Below are 16,001 nucleotides of genomic sequence, written 5' to 3' on the forward strand. Positions count from 1 at the left end.
ACGCAACCATTGTTGAGATGGGTCAAGCCTTGCCTTCACGCCCCCGTTCCGGTCCGCGTTCCACCGCCCCTGCTGCGCCGCCGGCGCGGCCGCGCCAGGGCACCCGCCCGCTGGGCGACACCTACACCCACCGCCTGCACAGCCTGCAGAAACTGACCGACAAGGTCACGCTGGCGGCCTACGGCGCGGTGACCGATTTGTCGCTGGGCGAGGGCCGCTGCCTGACGGCGGTGGGCGCGTTCGCGCCGCTGTCGGTGCAGCACCTGGCCTACGCCGCCAACGTGGACAAGGGCCAGGCCAGCCGCGCCGCGCAGGCGCTGGTGCTGCGCGGCCTGGTGCGCAAGCAGCCCGACCCGGACGACGCACGCGGCGTGGTGCTGAGCTTCACGCCCGAGGGCGAGGCGCTGTACCACCGGCTGATGAAGGTCATCCACCGCCGCAACGCCGAGATCGTGGCCTGCCTCAGCCCCGCCGAGCAGGCCCAGTTCGACCGCATGCTGAGCAAGCTGGTGGCGCACGCGCGGCAGGTGGCGGACTTGAAATGACGAATGACGAATGACGAATGACGAATGACGAATGACGAATGACGAATGACGAATGACGCCGGCTGGCGCCGGCATGACAAACGAGGCGTTGCCATTGGTCGTTGAAGCGCAGCGAAGTCATTGGCCATTCGTCACCGTGCGCGCGAGTGGCACGGATGAACAGGGGGGGACCTCTGAAAATTTTTTACATGGCAAAAAACGCCCAGCGCCCGCACATCGGGCGCTAGCAGCTTCTTTTTCAGGACTGCCATGCCGCGCCAAATGGCTATCGCTTGTTTTTGGTGGCACGACGTGCGTCCGCATGTGCAACGCGCCATGGGGGCACTTGCACCACACCCATCCACCGGCCGCCGGTTCCGCGCCAGCCAAGCGCGGCAAGCTCCTGAATCCAGAGCGGCCGTGTTCGCCGCATTTGCCATCCGCGCGCATTCGTGCGAGAATCGTGGGCTTCGCGCCAGACAGCCATGCTTGGCGCGGATGCACGTCGCAAGACGTGAGAGCAGCCGCAATCTTCCTTCTCGCACGGGCTGCCGGGCAGGCACACCACCTTGGTGTGCGCACCGCGCAGCCACGTTATCGGCACCGGGTTTTTTCAGATTCCGGTGGCCTGTCTCCCGCACCGCCGCCGCGCTTTTTGGGCGCGGCAAGCCGGTCGGCGTTGTCAGATGGTGGGTCGCGATCCGTGTTACCCGGGCGTTTTTCATCGCCCACCATTTGACGCCTGTCGTGGCCCGCGCACCTTTGGTGTGCGTGCCGTGGCATGCGGGAAAGCAGAGATTCAAAATGGCCTCTTTCGAGGAAAAAGACCTGTTGGCCACCGCCGACACCACGCCGTCAGCCATCGAGACCGCAGCTGACGAACCCAATCAAGACCGCTTCGCCGCCCTGGGCCTGGCGCCCGAGCTGCTGGCCGCCGTGCGCGACCTGGGCTTCACCGAGCCCACCGCCGTGCAGCAGCGCGCCATTCCGCTGGCGCTCGAGCCGCACGCCGAAGGCTTCAACGACCTCATGGTCAGCAGCCAGACCGGCAGCGGCAAGACAGCCGCCTTCCTGCTGCCCGTGCTGCACACCCTGATCGGCATGCAGGCCGAGGAAGCCGCGCGCGAGAAAGCCGCCTGGGACGCCAAGGTCGCCGCCGCCCTGGCCGCCGGCGAGCCCGCGCCCAAGAAGCCGCGCCGCCGCAGCCCGCTGGATGCGCGCAAGTTCAAGCCCGCCGTGCCCGGCGCGCTGGTGCTGTGCCCCACGCGCGAGCTGGCGCAGCAGGTGGCGGCCGATGCCATCGACCTGGTCAAGCACTGCCGCGGCGTGCGCATTGCCACCATCGTGGGCGGCATGCCGTACCAGTTGCAGATCGCCAAGCTGCAGAACGCCAACCTGGTGGTGGCCACGCCCGGCCGCCTGCTCGACCTGGCCGGCAGCGGCCAGATCAAGCTGGACCAGGTGCGCTTTCTCGTCATGGACGAGGCCGACCGCATGCTCGACCTGGGCTTTGCCGACGCGCTGGCCGAGGTGCACCAGCTCACGTCGCAGCGCCAGCAGACCATGATGTTCAGCGCCACGTTCGCGCCGCGCATCCAGCAACTGGCGCTGCGCGTGATGCACGACGGCGGCAGCAAGGTGCAGAAGGTGCAGGTGGACACGCCGCAGCAAAGCCACGCCAACATCCGGCAAGAGCTGTACTGGGCCGACAGCCCCGAACACAAGCGCCGCCTGCTCGACTACTGGCTGCGCGATCCGGGCATCGACCAGGCCATCGTGTTCGCCTGCACGCAGATCGAATGCGAGCAACTGGCCGAGGAACTGCAGCAGACCGGCTTTGCCGCCGTGTCGCTGCACGGCGCTTTAAGCCAGGCCGTGCGCAACCGCCGCCTGGGCGCGCTGCGCGATGGCCGCGTGCAGATCCTGGTGGCCACCGACGTGGCCGCGCGTGGCATCGACGTGCCGACCATCACGCACGTGATCAACTTCGGCCTGCCCATGAAGGCCGAGGATTACACCCACCGCATCGGTCGCACCGGCCGCGCGGGGCGCGACGGCCTGGCGATCACGTTGGCCGAGTTCCGCGACCGCCGCCGCCTGGCCGACATCGAGGCCTACACGCAGCAGCACTTCCGCCCGCTCACCATCGACGGGCTGGAGCCGACCAAGTTCTTCCCGCCGATCCAGGAGCAGCGCCCGCCCGCACGCAAGGGCGGTGGTGGTCGACCCGGCGCACGCAGCGGTGCGCCGCGCCGTGGCTTTGGCGAGTCGCGCGGCCCCAAGCAGATCGGCGGTGGCTTCAAAGAGAAATCGCCCTTCGACGCCCGTCCGTCGGGCGCTGGCAGCTATAAAAAAGAGAGTTCCTTCAAGCCGGCCGGCCGCCCTGCTGCGCGCGCCGGTGCGCCGCGCGCCAAGCCTTACGCACCGGGCAAAGCCGGGCGTTGAACGCGGCTGGCCGCAGCGGTGCGGGGGCGCCTGAGCCGATGAGGGCAAGGCCGATGCGCTGGCAGCCTCAGCCGCTGGGGCCCTCCGACGTGCCCGATTTGCTGGCTGTGCAGGCGGCCTGCTATGACGCCGAGTTTCTGGAAGGCGCCGCGGTCTATGTCCGCCGCCTGGCAAACTCCGCGCAATGCAGCCTGGCGGTGCGCGGCGACGACGGCGTGCTGCTGGCCTACCTGGCTGCCTACTGGTCGGCGCGCGGCGCCGTCACGCCGCTGCACGGTGACTTCGCCGCGCGCGATACCCCCGATACCTTGTACCTGCACGACTTGGCGGTGCACCCGTCCCACGCCGGTCGCGGGCTGGCGCAGGCCTTGCTGGGCGCGGCCTGGCAGCAGGCGCGCGCCGAAGGCATGGACCATGCCGCGCTGGTATCGGTGCAGGGCACGGGCGCCTTTTGGCAACGCCACGGCTTCGCACCTGCGGTCGCGGACGCTGCGCTGGAAAGCTATGGCGCCGAGGCGGTGTACATGACGCGGGCGTTGACGCCGGTTCTGTAGCCGCGGCCCTGGCCGTGATCCGGCGGCCGGCCCCGCAGAGATGCCGATCGCGGGCCAGCCCGCACCTACAGCGGGCGGGACGCGCTTTCTGCCAGCACCCGCCCCGGATTCAGGATGCCCTGCGGATCCAGCGCCTGCTTGAGCGCGCGCATCATCCGCATCGCCACCGGTGACTTGTAGTGCGGCAGCTTGGCGGCCTTCAGGCTGCCGATGCCGTGCTCGGCGCTGATCGAGCCGCCGTGCCGCGCCACGGCGTCGAACACCAGCGTGTTGATGCGCTCCTCCTGCTCGCGCAAGAAGGCCTTGGCATCGCCGCCTTCGGGCGCCTGCACGTTGTAGTGCAGGTTGCCGTCGCCCAGATGGCCGAAGTCGACCAGCCGCACGCCGGCGATGGCCTGCGCCAGCAGCGCATCGGTCTCGGCCACGAAGGCGGGGATGCGCGACACCGCCACGCTGATGTCGTGCTTGATGTTCAGTCCTTCCTCGGCCTGCGCCAGCGGAATGCTCTCGCGGATGTGCCACAGGGCCTGCGCCTGCGACAGGCTCTCGGCCACCACGGCGTCGTTTATGCAGCCGGCTTCCAGCGCGGCTTCGAGCAGGCGCTCGAACAGCGTGCGGGCGTGGTCTTCGCTCTCGTGATCCGAGTTTTCCAGCAAGACGCACCACGGCGACGTGCGGAACAGCGGCACGCGCTGCTGCGGATAGTGCTTGTCCACCAGGCTGAGCGCAAACTGGTTCATCACCTCGAACCCTGTCAGCCCCGCGCCCAGGTGCTGGTGCGCCAGCCCCAGCAGATCTACGGCGGCCTGCATCGAGGGCACGGCGGCCCAGGCGATGAGCCGGGCGGCGGGCAGCGGGTAGAGCTTCATCGTCGCCGCGGTGATGATGCCCAGCGTGCCTTCGCTGCCGATGAACAGGTCGCGCAGGTCGTAGCCGGTGTTGTCCTTGCGCAGGCCGCTCAGGCCGTTCCACACTTCGCCCTGCGCGGTCACCACTTCCAGCCCCAGGCACAGCTCGCGCGCATTGCCGTAGCGCACCACCTGCGTGCCGCCGGCGTTGGCGGCCAGGTTGCCGCCGATGGTGCAACTGCCTTCCGAGGCCATGCTGAGGGGGAACAGGAAGCCTGCCTGCTCGGCGGCTTGTTGCAGGTTCTGCAGGATGCCGCCAGCCTCCACCGTGATCGTCAGGTTGGCGGCGTCGATGGCGCGCACGGCGTCCATGCGGCGCAGGCTCAGCACCACCTGCGTGCCGCTGTCGTCGGGCACGCTGCCCACCGCCAGCCCGGTGTTGCCGCCCTGCGGTACGATGCTGGCGCCGGCCGCCGCGCAGGCGCGTACCACGGCCGCCACCTCGTCGGTGCTGCCCGGTCGCACCACCGCCAGCGCCCGGCCGCGCGCGCGCTGGCGCCAGTCCTGCTCGTAGCCGATCAGGCCATCGCCGGTCAGCACGTGGCCGGTGCCGACGGCCTGGCGCAGGGTGTCGAGAAGAGCTGTATCAGTGGTCATGGCGCTTCAAAATAAGTAGCTGCTCGCGCTTGATGGACGGGCGCTGGAGCCCTGAATGGCTTGAAATCATGTTGTGGGAGCGGGCTTGCCCGCGATGGGCGCATCCATGAAGCATGGCGCCCCATCGCGGGCAAGCCCGCTCCCACAGGTCTCATCAATCTGTTGGCCATTCCGTCATACATGACACGCTGCCGGCCCTCACCCCAACCCTCTCCCAGAGGGAGAGGGGGCTTTCTTTGCGCGGCACGCGCCGTCATGCTTTTGGCAACCGTCAAGAGGGCAGGCTGCCGATAGCCCTGCCGCGCGCGCCTGCCGCTGGCGCAGCCGCACATGCGCGGCGCAGGCAGCGAACAGAACGATGGTCAGCAGCACCTCGCCCCACGCATACCACGCCGAGGGCGCGCGGTCGCTGGTGGCGCGCACGACGCCTTCGACGAAATACAGCCAGATGAACAGCGCGGTCTTGCGGTAGCTCAGCATGCGCAGGCGCAGCAGGCCGGGCAGCGGCAGCAGCAGCGGCAGTGCCTTCAGCGCCAGCCACGAGCCACCGGGCCGCAGCGGCGCCAGCCACAGCTCCCACGCCAGGCACAGCGCGAACAGCGCCAGCAGGCTGGCCACGGCCACGCTGCGGGTGGCGCGGACGGCGGGCGAGGGCGTGGCGGGTGCGGCGGCGGCGGGGGGCGGCATGGGCGGTGGCATCATACCCAGCATGAAGTCGAAGCTGGAACAGCTCAAGACGCGCGCGCAGTCCTTCGTCACCGACGTGACGGACTTCCCCGTGCTGCCCACCGCTGCCACGTTGTGGGAGCGCTTTCAGCAGGACCGCCTGGGGCTGACGGCCAGCTCGCTCACCTTCACCACCACGCTGGCGCTGGTGCCGTTCTTTGCCGTGGTGCTGTCGGTGTTCACGGCGTTTCCGGTCTTTGCGCAGATGCGCGAGGCGCTGGAGCAGTGGCTGGCCAGCAGCGTGATCCCTGCCAGCATCGCGCGCAACGTGCTGGATTACCTGACGCAGTTCGCCGGCAAGGCGAGCGAGCTGGGCCTGGTGGGCTTTGCGGTGCTGACCTTCACCGCCGTGTCGCTGGTGCTGACGATCGACCAGACGCTCAACCAGATCTGGCGCGTCACGGTCAAGCGCCCGCTGGGCCAGCGCGTGCTGGTGTACTGGGCGGCGCTCACGCTGGGGCCGCTGGTCATGGGCGCCAGCCTGGCCATCAGCTCCTACGTGCTCACGGCCTCGCGCGGCTGGCTGCCCGACATCGGCGGCGGCGTGAACCTGGCGCTGGACACGGTGCAGTTCCTGCTGATGACGTTCGGCCTGACGCTGCTGTACCGCTTCGTGCCCAACACGCCGGTGAAGTGGAAGCACGCGCTGGCCGGCGCGCTGTTCGTGGCCGTGTGCATGGCGCTGGCCAAGTGGGGGCTGGGGCTGTATCTGTCGCGCATTCCCACCTATTCGCTGATCTACGGCGCCTTTGCCACGGTGCCGATCCTGCTGTTGTGGATCTACATGTCGTGGCTGATCGTGCTGTTCGGCGCCGTCATCGCGGCCTACCTGCCCAGCCTGCTGGGCGGCGTGGCGCGCCGCGGCGGCGGGCCGGGGTGGGACTTTCAGCTCGCCACCGAGGTGCTGCAATCGCTGGCCCGCGTGCGCGACACGCAGACCCGCGGGCTGACGCTGCCGCAGCTGGCCAACTGGCTGAAGGTGGACACGCTGCAACTGTCGCCGGTGATGGAGGCGCTGGACGAACTGGACTGGGTGGGCCAGCTGGGCACCCACACCGAGAACGAGGAGCCGCGCCACGTGCTGCTGTTCGACCCCGCGCAGCAGCCGCTGCGGCCGCTGGTCGAGCGGCTGCTGCTCAAGCCCGACCAGGCGCTGTCGGGCTGGTGGGAGCACGATTTTCTGGCCGGCATGACGGTGGCCGATATCCTGCCGCCGCGCGAGACCGCCGCGCCCATGCCCAAGCCGCCGGCGGGGTGACGCGCGCCGCGGCGCGTGGCGCTGCGCCCGGCCGTGATGGCAGTGAAATAGTGGGGTATATGTCTCCAGCGCCAGTAAAACGGGCGCTGGCGGGGTGGTGGTGTGGGAGTATATGGTGTCGCCTGCGCAGTTCATGCCGTTTCAAGCTCTGCCCGTTTCGTGCTCCAGGCGTTGGCCTTTGACGGCTGACGCCATGACTTCGCCGCTGCGCGGCGTGATGACGAAATGACGAAATGACACCAGTGAGGCGCGGAATGCCTCGCACCTGGCTGGCATCATGGCGGCGCAGCCGCCGTCATCGAAGCGCCGCGAGGTCATTCCGTCATCGCACCGCGCGCGCGCAGCTGTCTTTTTTGACGCGAAACAGGATCAGGCCGCCAGAAAGTCGCGCAGCGCGAACAGCACCTCGTCCGGCGCCTCGGTCATCAGCGCGTGGCCGGCGTTCACCTCGACGATCTTCGACAGCCGCGCGTGCGCGGCCAGCGCCTTGGCGGCTTTCGGCGGCGTCATCTGGTCGTGCCGGCCGACCAGGAACAGGGTGGGGCAGTGCACCGCGGCCATCGCCTGCTCGCCGCCCGCGTAGCTGTCGCAGGCCTTGAAGCCGGTGTAGAACACGTTGGTCTCGGTGTTGCTGGCCAGCATGCGCCGCATCAGCGCGCGCGAGCCGCCGTACAGCCAGGTGCCCGGCCCCAGCGCCGATGGCGGCGGGCACAGCGTGCTGTGCGAGAAGGTGTTGACCATGGCGATCGCCTTCTCGGGCGCCTTGACCGAGGCCTCCAGCAGCGCCGGCGACACCGCCATCGGGAAGGCCGTGCCCACCAGCACCAGGTGGCTCACGTGCGCGGGCGAGCGCGCGGCGGCTTCCAGCGCAATCAGGCTGCCAAAGCTGTGACCCACCAGCGCCGCCTGGTCGATGCCGGCGGCGCCCAGCAGGGCGAGGACGACATCGGCCGCTTCTTCCACGCTGGCGGGCGGCTGGCCGCCGCTCTTGCCCTGGCCGGGCAGGTCGATGGCCAGCACGTTCCAGCCGTGGTGCGCCAGGTAGCGGCTTTGCAGAATCCACACGCTGTGGTCGTTCAGCACGCCGTGGATGAAGACCACGGTGGGCTTGGCGGCATCGAAGCTCTTGCCGCCGGTGTAGGCGTAGACGGGGGCGCCGTTGACTTGGATGAGCATGGTCAGGCTCCTGCCTTTTGCGCGGCTTTCAAGGCGCGCTTCAGGTCGTCGATCAGGTCGGCCGGGTCTTCCAGCCCGATCGACAGACGGATGGTGCCCGGCCCGATGCCGGCGCCGGCCAGCGCCTCGTCGCTCATGCGGAAATGCGTGGTGCTGGCGGGGTGGATCACCAGGCTGCGGCAGTCGCCCACGTTGGCCAGGTGGCTGAAGAGCTTCAGCGTCTCGATGAACTTCTTGCCTTGCTCGCGCGAGCCCTTCAGGTCGAAGCTGAACACGCTGCCGGCACCCTTGGCGCCGTGCTTGAGCAGCCGGTTGGCAATGGCGTGGCTGGGGTGCGATTCGAGCAGCGGGTGGCCGACGCGCGCGACGAAGGAGTGTTCGGCCAGAAAGCGCACCACGGCTTCGGTGTTGGCGATATGGCGTTCCATGCGCAGCGGCAGCGTTTCGATGCCCTGCAGGATGAGCCACGCCGAATGCGGGCTTAAGGCAGCGCCGAAGTCGCGCAGGCCCTCGCGGCGCGCGCGCAGCAGGAAGGCGCCGACGGTGCTCTCCTCGCTGAACACCATGCCGTGAAAGCCGTCGTAGGGTTCGGTGAGTTCGGCGAATTTGCCCGCGCTGCCATCAGCGGCGCTTGTCGATGCCTTGTCCCAGTCGAAGCTGCCGCCATCGACCAGCACGCCGCCGATCACCGTGCCATGGCCGCTGAGGAACTTGGTGGCCGAGTGGTACAGCAGGTCGGCACCATGGTCGAAGGGCTTGAGCAGATACGGCGTGGTGAAGGTCGAATCGACCAGCAGCGGCACGCCGGCGTCGTGCGCGATCTGCGCGACGGCGGGGATGTCGAGCACCTCCAGCCCCGGGTTGCCCACCGTCTCGCCGAACAGCAGGCGCGTGCTGGGGCGGATGGCGGCGCGCCATGCGTCCAGGTCGCCCGGTTTGACGAAGGTGGTCTCGATGCCGAAGCGGCGCAGTGTGTAGTGCAGCAGGTTCTGGCTGCCGCCGTACAGCGCCGTGCTGGCGACGATGTGGCCGCCCGCGCCCATCAGCGTGCAGACTGCCAGGTGCAGCGCGGCCTGGCCGCTGGCGGTGGCAATGGCGCCGATACCGCCTTCCAGCGCCGCCACACGCTGCTCCAGCACCGCGCAGGTGGGGTTGCTGATGCGGCTGTAGACGTGGCCCGAGCGCTCCAGGTTGAACAGCGACACGGCGTGGTCGCTGGAATCGAACACGAACGAGGTCGAGAGGTGGATGGGCACGGCGCGCGCGCCGGTGGCGGGGTCGGGCTGGGCGCCGGCGTGGATGGCCAGCGTGTCGAAGGCGGGATCGGCATGGCCGGGCATGGGCTTGTCTCCTTGGCGAGCGGACATTGTGGGCTATATTCACCGGCCAAAGTCGCCCGCGGGCGACACCGGAGCAGCAGCAATGAAAGTCAGCGATATTTTGCGGGTGAAGGGCCACGCGCTCTACACCATCACGCCCGAGGACAGCGTGGCCGACGCGGCGAAGATCATGAGCGAGAAGGACATCGGCTCGCTGGTGGTGATGTCGCACGGGCTGGTGGTGGGCATGCTCACCTTCCGCGAGGTGATCGCGGCCACGGTGCGCAACGGCGGCAGCTTCGGCACCACGTCGGTCTACCGCGCCATGGACGACGGCCCGCTGATCTGCACGCTGGAGACCGAGCTGGACGAGGTGCGCCGCATGATGCTCGACCACCACGCGCGCTACCTGCCGGTGATCGAGAACCGCCAGCTGGTGGGCGTGGTCAGCTTCTACGACGTCGCCAAGACGGTGGTGGACCGGCAGAACTTCGAGAACCGCATGCTCAAGGCCTACATCAAGGACTGGCCGGAAGACGGCTCGAAGCACACCGAGCCCAATCTGCCCTGATCCGTTGGTATTGTTTTGATAGTGGGTTGCGCCCGCCATGCAATGCTTTCAAGCCAAATCGCTTTGAAAATGGCTTGTAGCGGGCGCCGGCAGCTATCAATATCGATATTGCCCGCCCGCTGCCGGCAGCGTGCCTGAAGGGCACGGCGGATGGCCAAGCCCGAGATGGACACACACTGCTCGCCCTGCGCGCCTGCATGGACCAGGACGGCCTGGCCGCCGGCCTGCGCTTTCTGAACCAGCGCGTGCCGCACCGCTTCACTGGCTTCTACCAGCTGCGCGACGCCACGCTGCACAATGTGGGCCTGTTCGACAAGCTTGGCGAAATCGCGCCCGAGGCGCTGCTGGCCGTGCCGCTGACGAGCAGCTTCTGCCAGTTCGTGCTGCGCGACGGCTGCATGCTGATCGACCATTCGGGGCAGGACGCGCGGCTGAACGGCCACCCGTACCAGGGCATCCTGAACAGCTACATCGGCCTGCCGCTGACGCACAGCGGCGCCGACCTGCAGGGCACGCTGTGCCATTTCGACTTCGAGCCCATCGAGGTGCCGCAGCACGAGCACGAATTCCTGCGCAAGGCGGCGCTGCTGCTGCCGCGCTACCTGCGGCTGGGCTGAGCTGGCGGCTGCGGCCGCCGCCGGATGGCGATAATCCGGCGCATGAGCGGCAACACCCTCGGCAACCTGTTTGCCGTCACCAACTTCGGAGAATCCCACGGCCCGGCCATCGGCTGCGTCATCGACGGCTGCCCGCCCGGCATGCCCCTGAGCGAGGCCGACATCCAGCCCGAGCTGGACCGTCGTCGTCCCGGCACCAGCAAGTTCGTCACCCAGCGCAACGAGGCGGACCAGGTCGAGATTCTCTCTGGCGTGTACCAGGGCCTGACCACCGGCACGCCGATCTGCCTGCTGATCCGCAACACCGACCAGCGCAGCAAGGACTACGGCGACATCGCGCAGAGCTTTCGCCCCGGCCACGCCGACTACACCTACTGGCGTAAGTACGGCGTGCGCGACCCACGCGGCGGCGGGCGCTCGTCGGCGCGCCTGACGGCGCCCACGGTGGCGGCTGGCGCGGTGGCGCGCAAGTGGCTGAAGGAACGCCACGGCACCACCTTCCACGGCTGCATGACCCACGTGGGCGAGCTGGCCATCGGCTTCGAAGGCTGGGAGCACGTGCCCAACAACCCCTTCTTCGCCCCCGTGGCCGATGTGAGCGCCATCGAGGACTACATGAACGCCCTGCGCAAGCGCGGCGACAGCTGCGGTGCGCGCCTGCGCGTGACGGCGCGGCACATGCCCGTCGGCCTGGGCGAGCCGATCTACGACCGGCTGGACGCCGACATCGCGCACGCGCTGATGGGCCTGAACGCCGTCAAGGGCGTGGAGATCGGCGACGGCTTTGCCAGCGTGGCGCACCAGGGCAGCGCGCACGGCGATTCGCTGCTGCCCGGCGGCACGTTCGAGAGCAACCGCGACGGTGGCGTGCTGGGCGGCATCAGCACCGGGCAGGACCTGGAAGTGGCCATCGCCATCAAGCCCACCAGTTCGATCCTGGTGCCGCGCGCCTCGCTCAACACCGAGGGGCAGCCGGTGGAGGTGATCACCAAGGGCCGCCACGACCCCTGCGTCGGCATCCGCGCCACGCCGATTGCCGAGGCGCTGCTGGCGCTGGTGGTGATGGAGCACGCGCTGCGCCACCGCGCGCAGTGCGGCGACGTGGCCGTGCCGGCGGGCTTCGGCGCCGCCGCGCCGTGACCGGGCGCCAGCGGCTGCGGGCGCGGGCACCATGAACTCGGCGTCGACGACAGCGCGGCGGACGGCCGACGCCATCGTCCGCGTGTCGGAGGCGGACTGGGTCGAGGCCACCAAGATGGCCACGGTGATGCGCGGCGTGGACACCTCGCAGTGGGCGGCCCTGGCCGTGGTGGCGGTGCTGGCCTGGCTGAGCTGGTCGCACGCGCTGCGCACGGTGCTGTATGCCGTGCTGGGCACCTCGCTGGCGGTGGCCGTGGTGCGCTACCGCGTGGTGCGCGGCTTCCTGCGCCTGGCGCGCGAGGGCCAGATCGACCACCAGCTGGCCTATCTGCACCGGCACCGCTGGTTCTGGCCGCTCAACGCCATCAGCTGGGGCGTGTGGCCGCTGGTGTTCCACGGCCGCCTGCCGCCCGAATCGGAAGTGGTGTGCTGGATGCTGACGGCAGGCGTCGGCGGCGTGGCCGTGGCCTGGATGTCGGCGCACCTGCAAGTCACGCGCGTTTTCCTCTGGACCTTCCTGGCCTGCGTGGCGGCCAGCGTCGGCACCATCATCGTGGTGTGGCCCGAGCACATGACGCAGGGGCGCGACTTCTGGTTTCCGGCCGTGCTGGGCGTCTACTGGCTGATGCTGCTGCGCATGGCGCGCCAGCTGCACGAGCTGTACCGCGAGAGCATCGACCTGAGCTACCACAACGCGCGCCTCATCCACTCGCTGCGCGAGCAGAAGGGCCTGGCCGAAGAGGCCTCGCGCTTCAAGGACCGCTTCCTGGCCGGCGCCGCGCACGACCTGAAGCAGCCCGTCAGCGCGCTGGGCATTTACGCCGAGTGGCTGAGCAACGAGCCCGAGCTCGTGCACGAGCTGGGGCCGAAAATCCTGCAGTCCACCCAGGCCATCAACGCGCTGTTCGATTCGCTGTTCGACCTCGTCAAGCTGGATGCGGGGCGCTTCGACATCGACGTGCGCGCCATCGACGTGCCCGAACTGCTGTCCGACCTGCAGGTGCAGTTCAGCCCGATGGCGCAACAGAAGGGGCTGGCGCTGCGCATCCGGTCGCCGCAGCTCACGGTGCAGTCCGATCCGATCCTGCTGCGGCGCATCCTGGGCAATCTGGTGGCCAACGCCATCCGCTACACCCTGCAGGGCGGCATTCTGCTGGCGGCACGCCGGCGTGGCGATGCGGTGCTGTTCGAGGTGTGGGACACCGGCATCGGCATCGCCGCGCACGAGCAGGGGCAGATCTTCGGCGAGTTCTACAAGGTCAGGACCGCCGGTACCGAGGAGGGCTTCGGCCTGGGGTTGTCCATCGTGCAGCGGCTGTCGAGCCGGCAGGGATACCCGGTGTCGATGCGCTCGCAGCCGAGGTTGGGCACGGTGTTCCGCGTGCTGGTGCCGCCCGAGCCCCGGGCTGCGACACCGGGCTTCAGGAACTCAGCAATCCATTCATCCGGGCAAAGTGCAGGGTCTGCGTCCGGCTCTTGACGCCCAGGCGGCGGAACAGGCGCCACAGGTGCACCTTCACCGTGTGCTCGCTGATGCCCAGGCGCTCGGCGATGTCGCGGTTGGACAGGCCCTCGTCCAGCATCAAGATCAGCTGCTTCTGGCGCTTGGACAGCTTGGTGTCGACCTTGCCTTCGCCGTCTTCGAGATCGCCGAACTGGCTGTCGGTGAGCAGCATGGCGCGCAGCGCGGTGGCGATCTCGCTGGCGCCGGCGGATTTCTCGATGTAGACATCGGCGCCGGCTTCGCGGCACCATTCCTCCACGTCGGCGGCGGGTGTGGCCGAGATGACGGCCAGCGGCACGTCGGGGAACAGGCCCTTGAGCAGCTTGACGCCGGAGATGCCCACGGTGTCGGGCAGCTTCAGATCCAGGCAGAACAGTTCGGGCTCGCCCTTGCTGGCCACCGCGCGGTCCAGCTCGGACAGCTGCGACAGCTCCACCACATCGGAACCGGGGCGAACGCGCCGCAGCAGCATCACCACCGCTTCGCGCATCAGCGGGTGATCATCGATAACGTAGATGGCCAAACCGGTTCTCCTAATACTTTTTCTCTAGTGCGAACCATTGTGCCTGAGCCGTCGCGCCATGAGGCGGGGTGAGGCGGGCCCGGGCACGGCAGCGTACCCAATAGTTCACGCTTGCTGGGCTTCCTGCAGGGCCTGCAGGGCTTCGCGCAGCGTCGGTGCGGGGCCGTCGGCGGGCAGCTCCAGCCGGTCGGCCAGGGTTGCCAGCGCCGCGGCACCTTCGGTCTGCAGGCGCTTGACGGCCTGGCCGGCATCGCGTGGCGATTCGAAGCCGCGGCTTTGCAGCAGCAACTGGCCGGCGGCGTCGACCAGCTTGAAATAGAAGCGCCCATCGGCTTCGCGGTATTGCTTGAAGCTGCAGCTTGCTGCGGTTTTGGTAGCTGGCTGTGCCGGCTTGGCGCCGCTTGTGGCCTGCAGTGGCCGCAGGCCCACGGCATGGCGCAAGGCCGCCATGAAAGGCGTGGCGATGGCGCGCGCCTTCTCGGCGCCGCGCAGCAGCAGGCGCTCGACTTCCTCGGGGTGCGCCATCAGGTGCTCGTAGCGCTCGCGCATCGGGCCGATCTCGGCGTCGATGCGCTCGAACAGCGCCTGCTTGGCGTCGCCCCAGGCGATGCCGTCGGCAAACGCCTGCGCAAAGGCCGCGGCCTCGGCATCGTCGGCGAAGGCGCGGTAGATCTGGTACAGCGCCGAGCCTTCGGTGTCCTTGGGCTCGCCCGGTGCGCGCGAATCGGTCACGATGCCCATGATCTGCTTGCGCAGCTGCTCGCGCGGCCCGAACAGGGCGATGGTGTTGTCGTAGCTCTTGCTCATCTTGCGGCCGTCCAGGCCGGGCAGCAGGGCCACGTTGTCGTCGATCAGCGCCTCGGGCGGCACCAAGTGTTCACCGTACAGGTGGTTGAAGCTGGCCGCCATGTCGCGCGCCATCTCGATGTGCTGGATCTGGTCGCGCCCCACCGGCACGTGGTGGGCCTTGAACATCAGGATGTCGGCACCCATCAGCACCGGGTACATGAACAGGCCGGCGCTGACGTCGCTGTCCGGGTCGGCACCCGCGGCGGCGTTCTTGTCCAGCATGGCCTTGTAGGCGTGGGCGCGGTTCAGCAGGCCCTTGCCGGTGACGCAGGTGAGCAGCCAGGTCAGCTCCGGGATCTCGGGGATGTCGGACTGGCGGTAGAAGGTCACGTGCTCCGGGTCCAGTCCGGCGGCCAGCCAGCTGGCGGCGATCTCGAGCGTGCTGCGCTGGATGCGCGCGGGCTCGTCGCACTTGATGAGCGCGTGGTAGTCGGCCAGGAAATAGAAGCTTTGCACGCCCGGCTGGCGGCTGGCGCGCACCGCCGCGCGGATGGAGCCGACGTAGTTGCCCAGGTGCGGGGTGCCGGTGGTGGTGATGCCGGTGAGGACGCGGGTAGTCATCTGCAATGAAAACAGGAGCAAACAGGAAAGAGGCGGCGCGCCGTCAGCGCAGCAGCGCCGTGATGGGCGAGAGCAGCAGATTCAGCGCGCCGTAGGTCAGGCTCATCACCGGGCGCATCCACAGCGTGGAGAGCACGCCCGCCACGATCAGGCCCATGACGATGAAGAAGCCCCAGGGCTCGACGCGGCTGTACGGAATGGCCAGCCGCGGCGGCAGCAGGCCGGTGACGATGCGACCGCCGTCCAGCGGCGGCAGCGGAAACATGTTGAGCGCGAACATCACCACGTTCACCAGCACGCCGGCGCGGCACATCTCGACGAAGAAGCGCTCCTGCACGCCCAGGCCGGCCAGCACGATCAGGCCGATGGCCCAGCCCAGCGCCATGATGAAGTTGCTGGCTGGCCCGGCCAGCGCCACCCAGATCATGTCGCGCTTGGGGTTGCGCAGGTTGCCGAAGTTCACCGGCACCGGCTTGGCATAGCCGAACAGGAAGCTGCCTGCCGTGGCCACGTACAGGAACAGCGGCATGGCGATGGTGCCGATGGGGTCGATGTGCTTGAGCGGGTTGAGCGTGACGCGGCCCAGGAAGGCGGCCGTGCCATCGCCGTAATGGCGCGCCACGTAGCCGTGGGCCGCCTCGTGCACGGTGATGGCGAACAGCACCGGCAGGGCGTAGATGGCGATGGTCTGGATGATGTTGGCGATGTCCACGGGCTGGATTGTCTCAT

Annotated in this window: 15 protein-coding genes; 8 read left to right on the forward strand and 7 right to left on the reverse strand. The window is 68.7% G+C overall.

Annotation, left to right across the window (positions count from 1 at the left end; translation table 11 throughout):
• Nucleotides 1–29: 29 nt before the first annotated feature.
• The 3 genes from ACFSCU_RS14175 to ACFSCU_RS14185 all read left to right on the forward strand — a co-directional run bounded on the left by ACFSCU_RS14175 (nt 30) and on the right by ACFSCU_RS14185 (nt 3,523).
• The gene (locus ACFSCU_RS14175) at nt 30–545 is read left to right on the forward strand and encodes a MarR family winged helix-turn-helix transcriptional regulator (RefSeq protein WP_307776764.1); all 516 of its coding nucleotides are present in this window, start codon (nt 30–32) and stop codon (nt 543–545) included.
• Nucleotides 546–1,328: 783 nt separating this feature from the next.
• Complete coding sequence (locus ACFSCU_RS14180) at nt 1,329–2,969, forward strand: DEAD/DEAH box helicase (RefSeq protein ID WP_377560998.1); 1,641 nt, start codon at nt 1,329–1,331, stop codon at nt 2,967–2,969.
• 53 nt (nt 2,970–3,022) lie between these two features.
• Nucleotides 3,023–3,523: a GNAT family N-acetyltransferase gene (locus ACFSCU_RS14185; RefSeq protein WP_377560999.1), complete on the forward strand. Its 501-nt coding sequence runs from the start codon at nt 3,023–3,025 to the stop codon at nt 3,521–3,523.
• 65 nt (nt 3,524–3,588) lie between these two features.
• Here the strand turns inward: ACFSCU_RS14185 and ACFSCU_RS14190 are convergent, their stop codons facing one another.
• Both ACFSCU_RS14190 and ACFSCU_RS14195 read right to left on the reverse strand, forming a co-directional pair.
• Complete coding sequence (locus ACFSCU_RS14190) at nt 3,589–5,028, reverse strand: FAD-binding oxidoreductase (protein ID WP_377561000.1); 1,440 nt, start codon at nt 5,026–5,028, stop codon at nt 3,589–3,591.
• Nucleotides 5,029–5,226: 198 nt separating this feature from the next.
• On the reverse strand, nt 5,227–5,715 hold the full coding sequence (locus ACFSCU_RS14195) for a DUF2069 domain-containing protein (protein WP_377561001.1): 489 nt from the start codon (nt 5,713–5,715) through the stop codon (nt 5,227–5,229).
• A gap of 22 nt (nt 5,716–5,737) precedes the next feature.
• Between ACFSCU_RS14195 and ACFSCU_RS14200 the strand changes: the two genes are divergently transcribed.
• Nucleotides 5,738–7,012, forward strand: coding sequence for a YihY family inner membrane protein (locus ACFSCU_RS14200; protein WP_180549546.1), 1,275 nt, complete (start codon nt 5,738–5,740; stop codon nt 7,010–7,012).
• A 369-nt stretch (nt 7,013–7,381) separates the two neighbouring features.
• Here ACFSCU_RS14200 and ACFSCU_RS14205 read toward each other — a convergent pair whose 3' ends face one another.
• Entirely contained in the window at nt 7,382–8,188 is an 807-nt protein-coding gene (locus ACFSCU_RS14205; RefSeq protein WP_180549545.1) for an alpha/beta fold hydrolase, read from the reverse strand.
• Nucleotides 8,189–8,190: 2 nt separating this feature from the next.
• Nucleotides 8,191–9,528, reverse strand: coding sequence for an O-acetylhomoserine aminocarboxypropyltransferase (locus ACFSCU_RS14210; RefSeq protein WP_377561002.1), 1,338 nt, complete (start codon nt 9,526–9,528; stop codon nt 8,191–8,193).
• 82 nt (nt 9,529–9,610) lie between these two features.
• Here ACFSCU_RS14210 and ACFSCU_RS14215 point away from each other — a divergent pair, with 82 nt between their 5' ends.
• The 4 genes from ACFSCU_RS14215 (at nt 9,611) to ACFSCU_RS14230 (ending at nt 13,315) form a co-directional block, all read left to right on the forward strand.
• On the forward strand, nt 9,611–10,078 hold the full coding sequence (locus ACFSCU_RS14215; RefSeq protein WP_180549543.1) for a CBS domain-containing protein: 468 nt from the start codon (nt 9,611–9,613) through the stop codon (nt 10,076–10,078).
• A gap of 197 nt (nt 10,079–10,275) precedes the next feature.
• Nucleotides 10,276–10,695: a guanylate cyclase gene (locus tag ACFSCU_RS14220; protein WP_180549542.1), complete on the forward strand. Its 420-nt coding sequence runs from the start codon at nt 10,276–10,278 to the stop codon at nt 10,693–10,695.
• 42 nt (nt 10,696–10,737) lie between these two features.
• The gene (gene aroC / locus ACFSCU_RS14225) at nt 10,738–11,835 is read left to right on the forward strand and encodes a chorismate synthase (protein WP_180549541.1); all 1,098 of its coding nucleotides are present in this window, start codon (nt 10,738–10,740) and stop codon (nt 11,833–11,835) included.
• 31 nt (nt 11,836–11,866) lie between these two features.
• A complete protein-coding gene (locus ACFSCU_RS14230; protein WP_180549540.1) occupies nt 11,867–13,315 on the forward strand; it encodes a sensor histidine kinase in 1,449 nt (482 codons plus the stop codon).
• Here the strand turns inward: ACFSCU_RS14230 and ACFSCU_RS14235 are convergent.
• The 3 genes from ACFSCU_RS14235 to ACFSCU_RS14245 all read right to left on the reverse strand — a co-directional run bounded on the left by ACFSCU_RS14235 (nt 13,257) and on the right by ACFSCU_RS14245 (nt 15,984).
• Nucleotides 13,257–13,862 (reverse strand): response regulator transcription factor, encoded by a 606-nt coding sequence (locus tag ACFSCU_RS14235; protein ID WP_180549539.1) that lies wholly within the window; start codon nt 13,860–13,862, stop codon nt 13,257–13,259. The genes ACFSCU_RS14230 and ACFSCU_RS14235 overlap by 59 nt on opposite strands.
• A 105-nt stretch (nt 13,863–13,967) precedes the next feature.
• Nucleotides 13,968–15,272 (reverse strand): tryptophan--tRNA ligase, encoded by a 1,305-nt coding sequence (locus ACFSCU_RS14240; RefSeq protein WP_180549538.1) that lies wholly within the window; start codon nt 15,270–15,272, stop codon nt 13,968–13,970.
• Nucleotides 15,273–15,315: 43 nt separating this feature from the next.
• Nucleotides 15,316–15,984: a site-2 protease family protein gene (locus ACFSCU_RS14245; protein WP_180549537.1), complete on the reverse strand. Its 669-nt coding sequence runs from the start codon at nt 15,982–15,984 to the stop codon at nt 15,316–15,318.
• Between the last annotated feature and the right edge of the window lie 17 nt (nt 15,985–16,001).

Origin of the sequence: Ottowia beijingensis (assembly GCF_042680925.1) — a bacterium.
Classification (GTDB): domain Bacteria; phylum Pseudomonadota; class Gammaproteobacteria; order Burkholderiales; family Burkholderiaceae_C; genus Ottowia; species Ottowia beijingensis.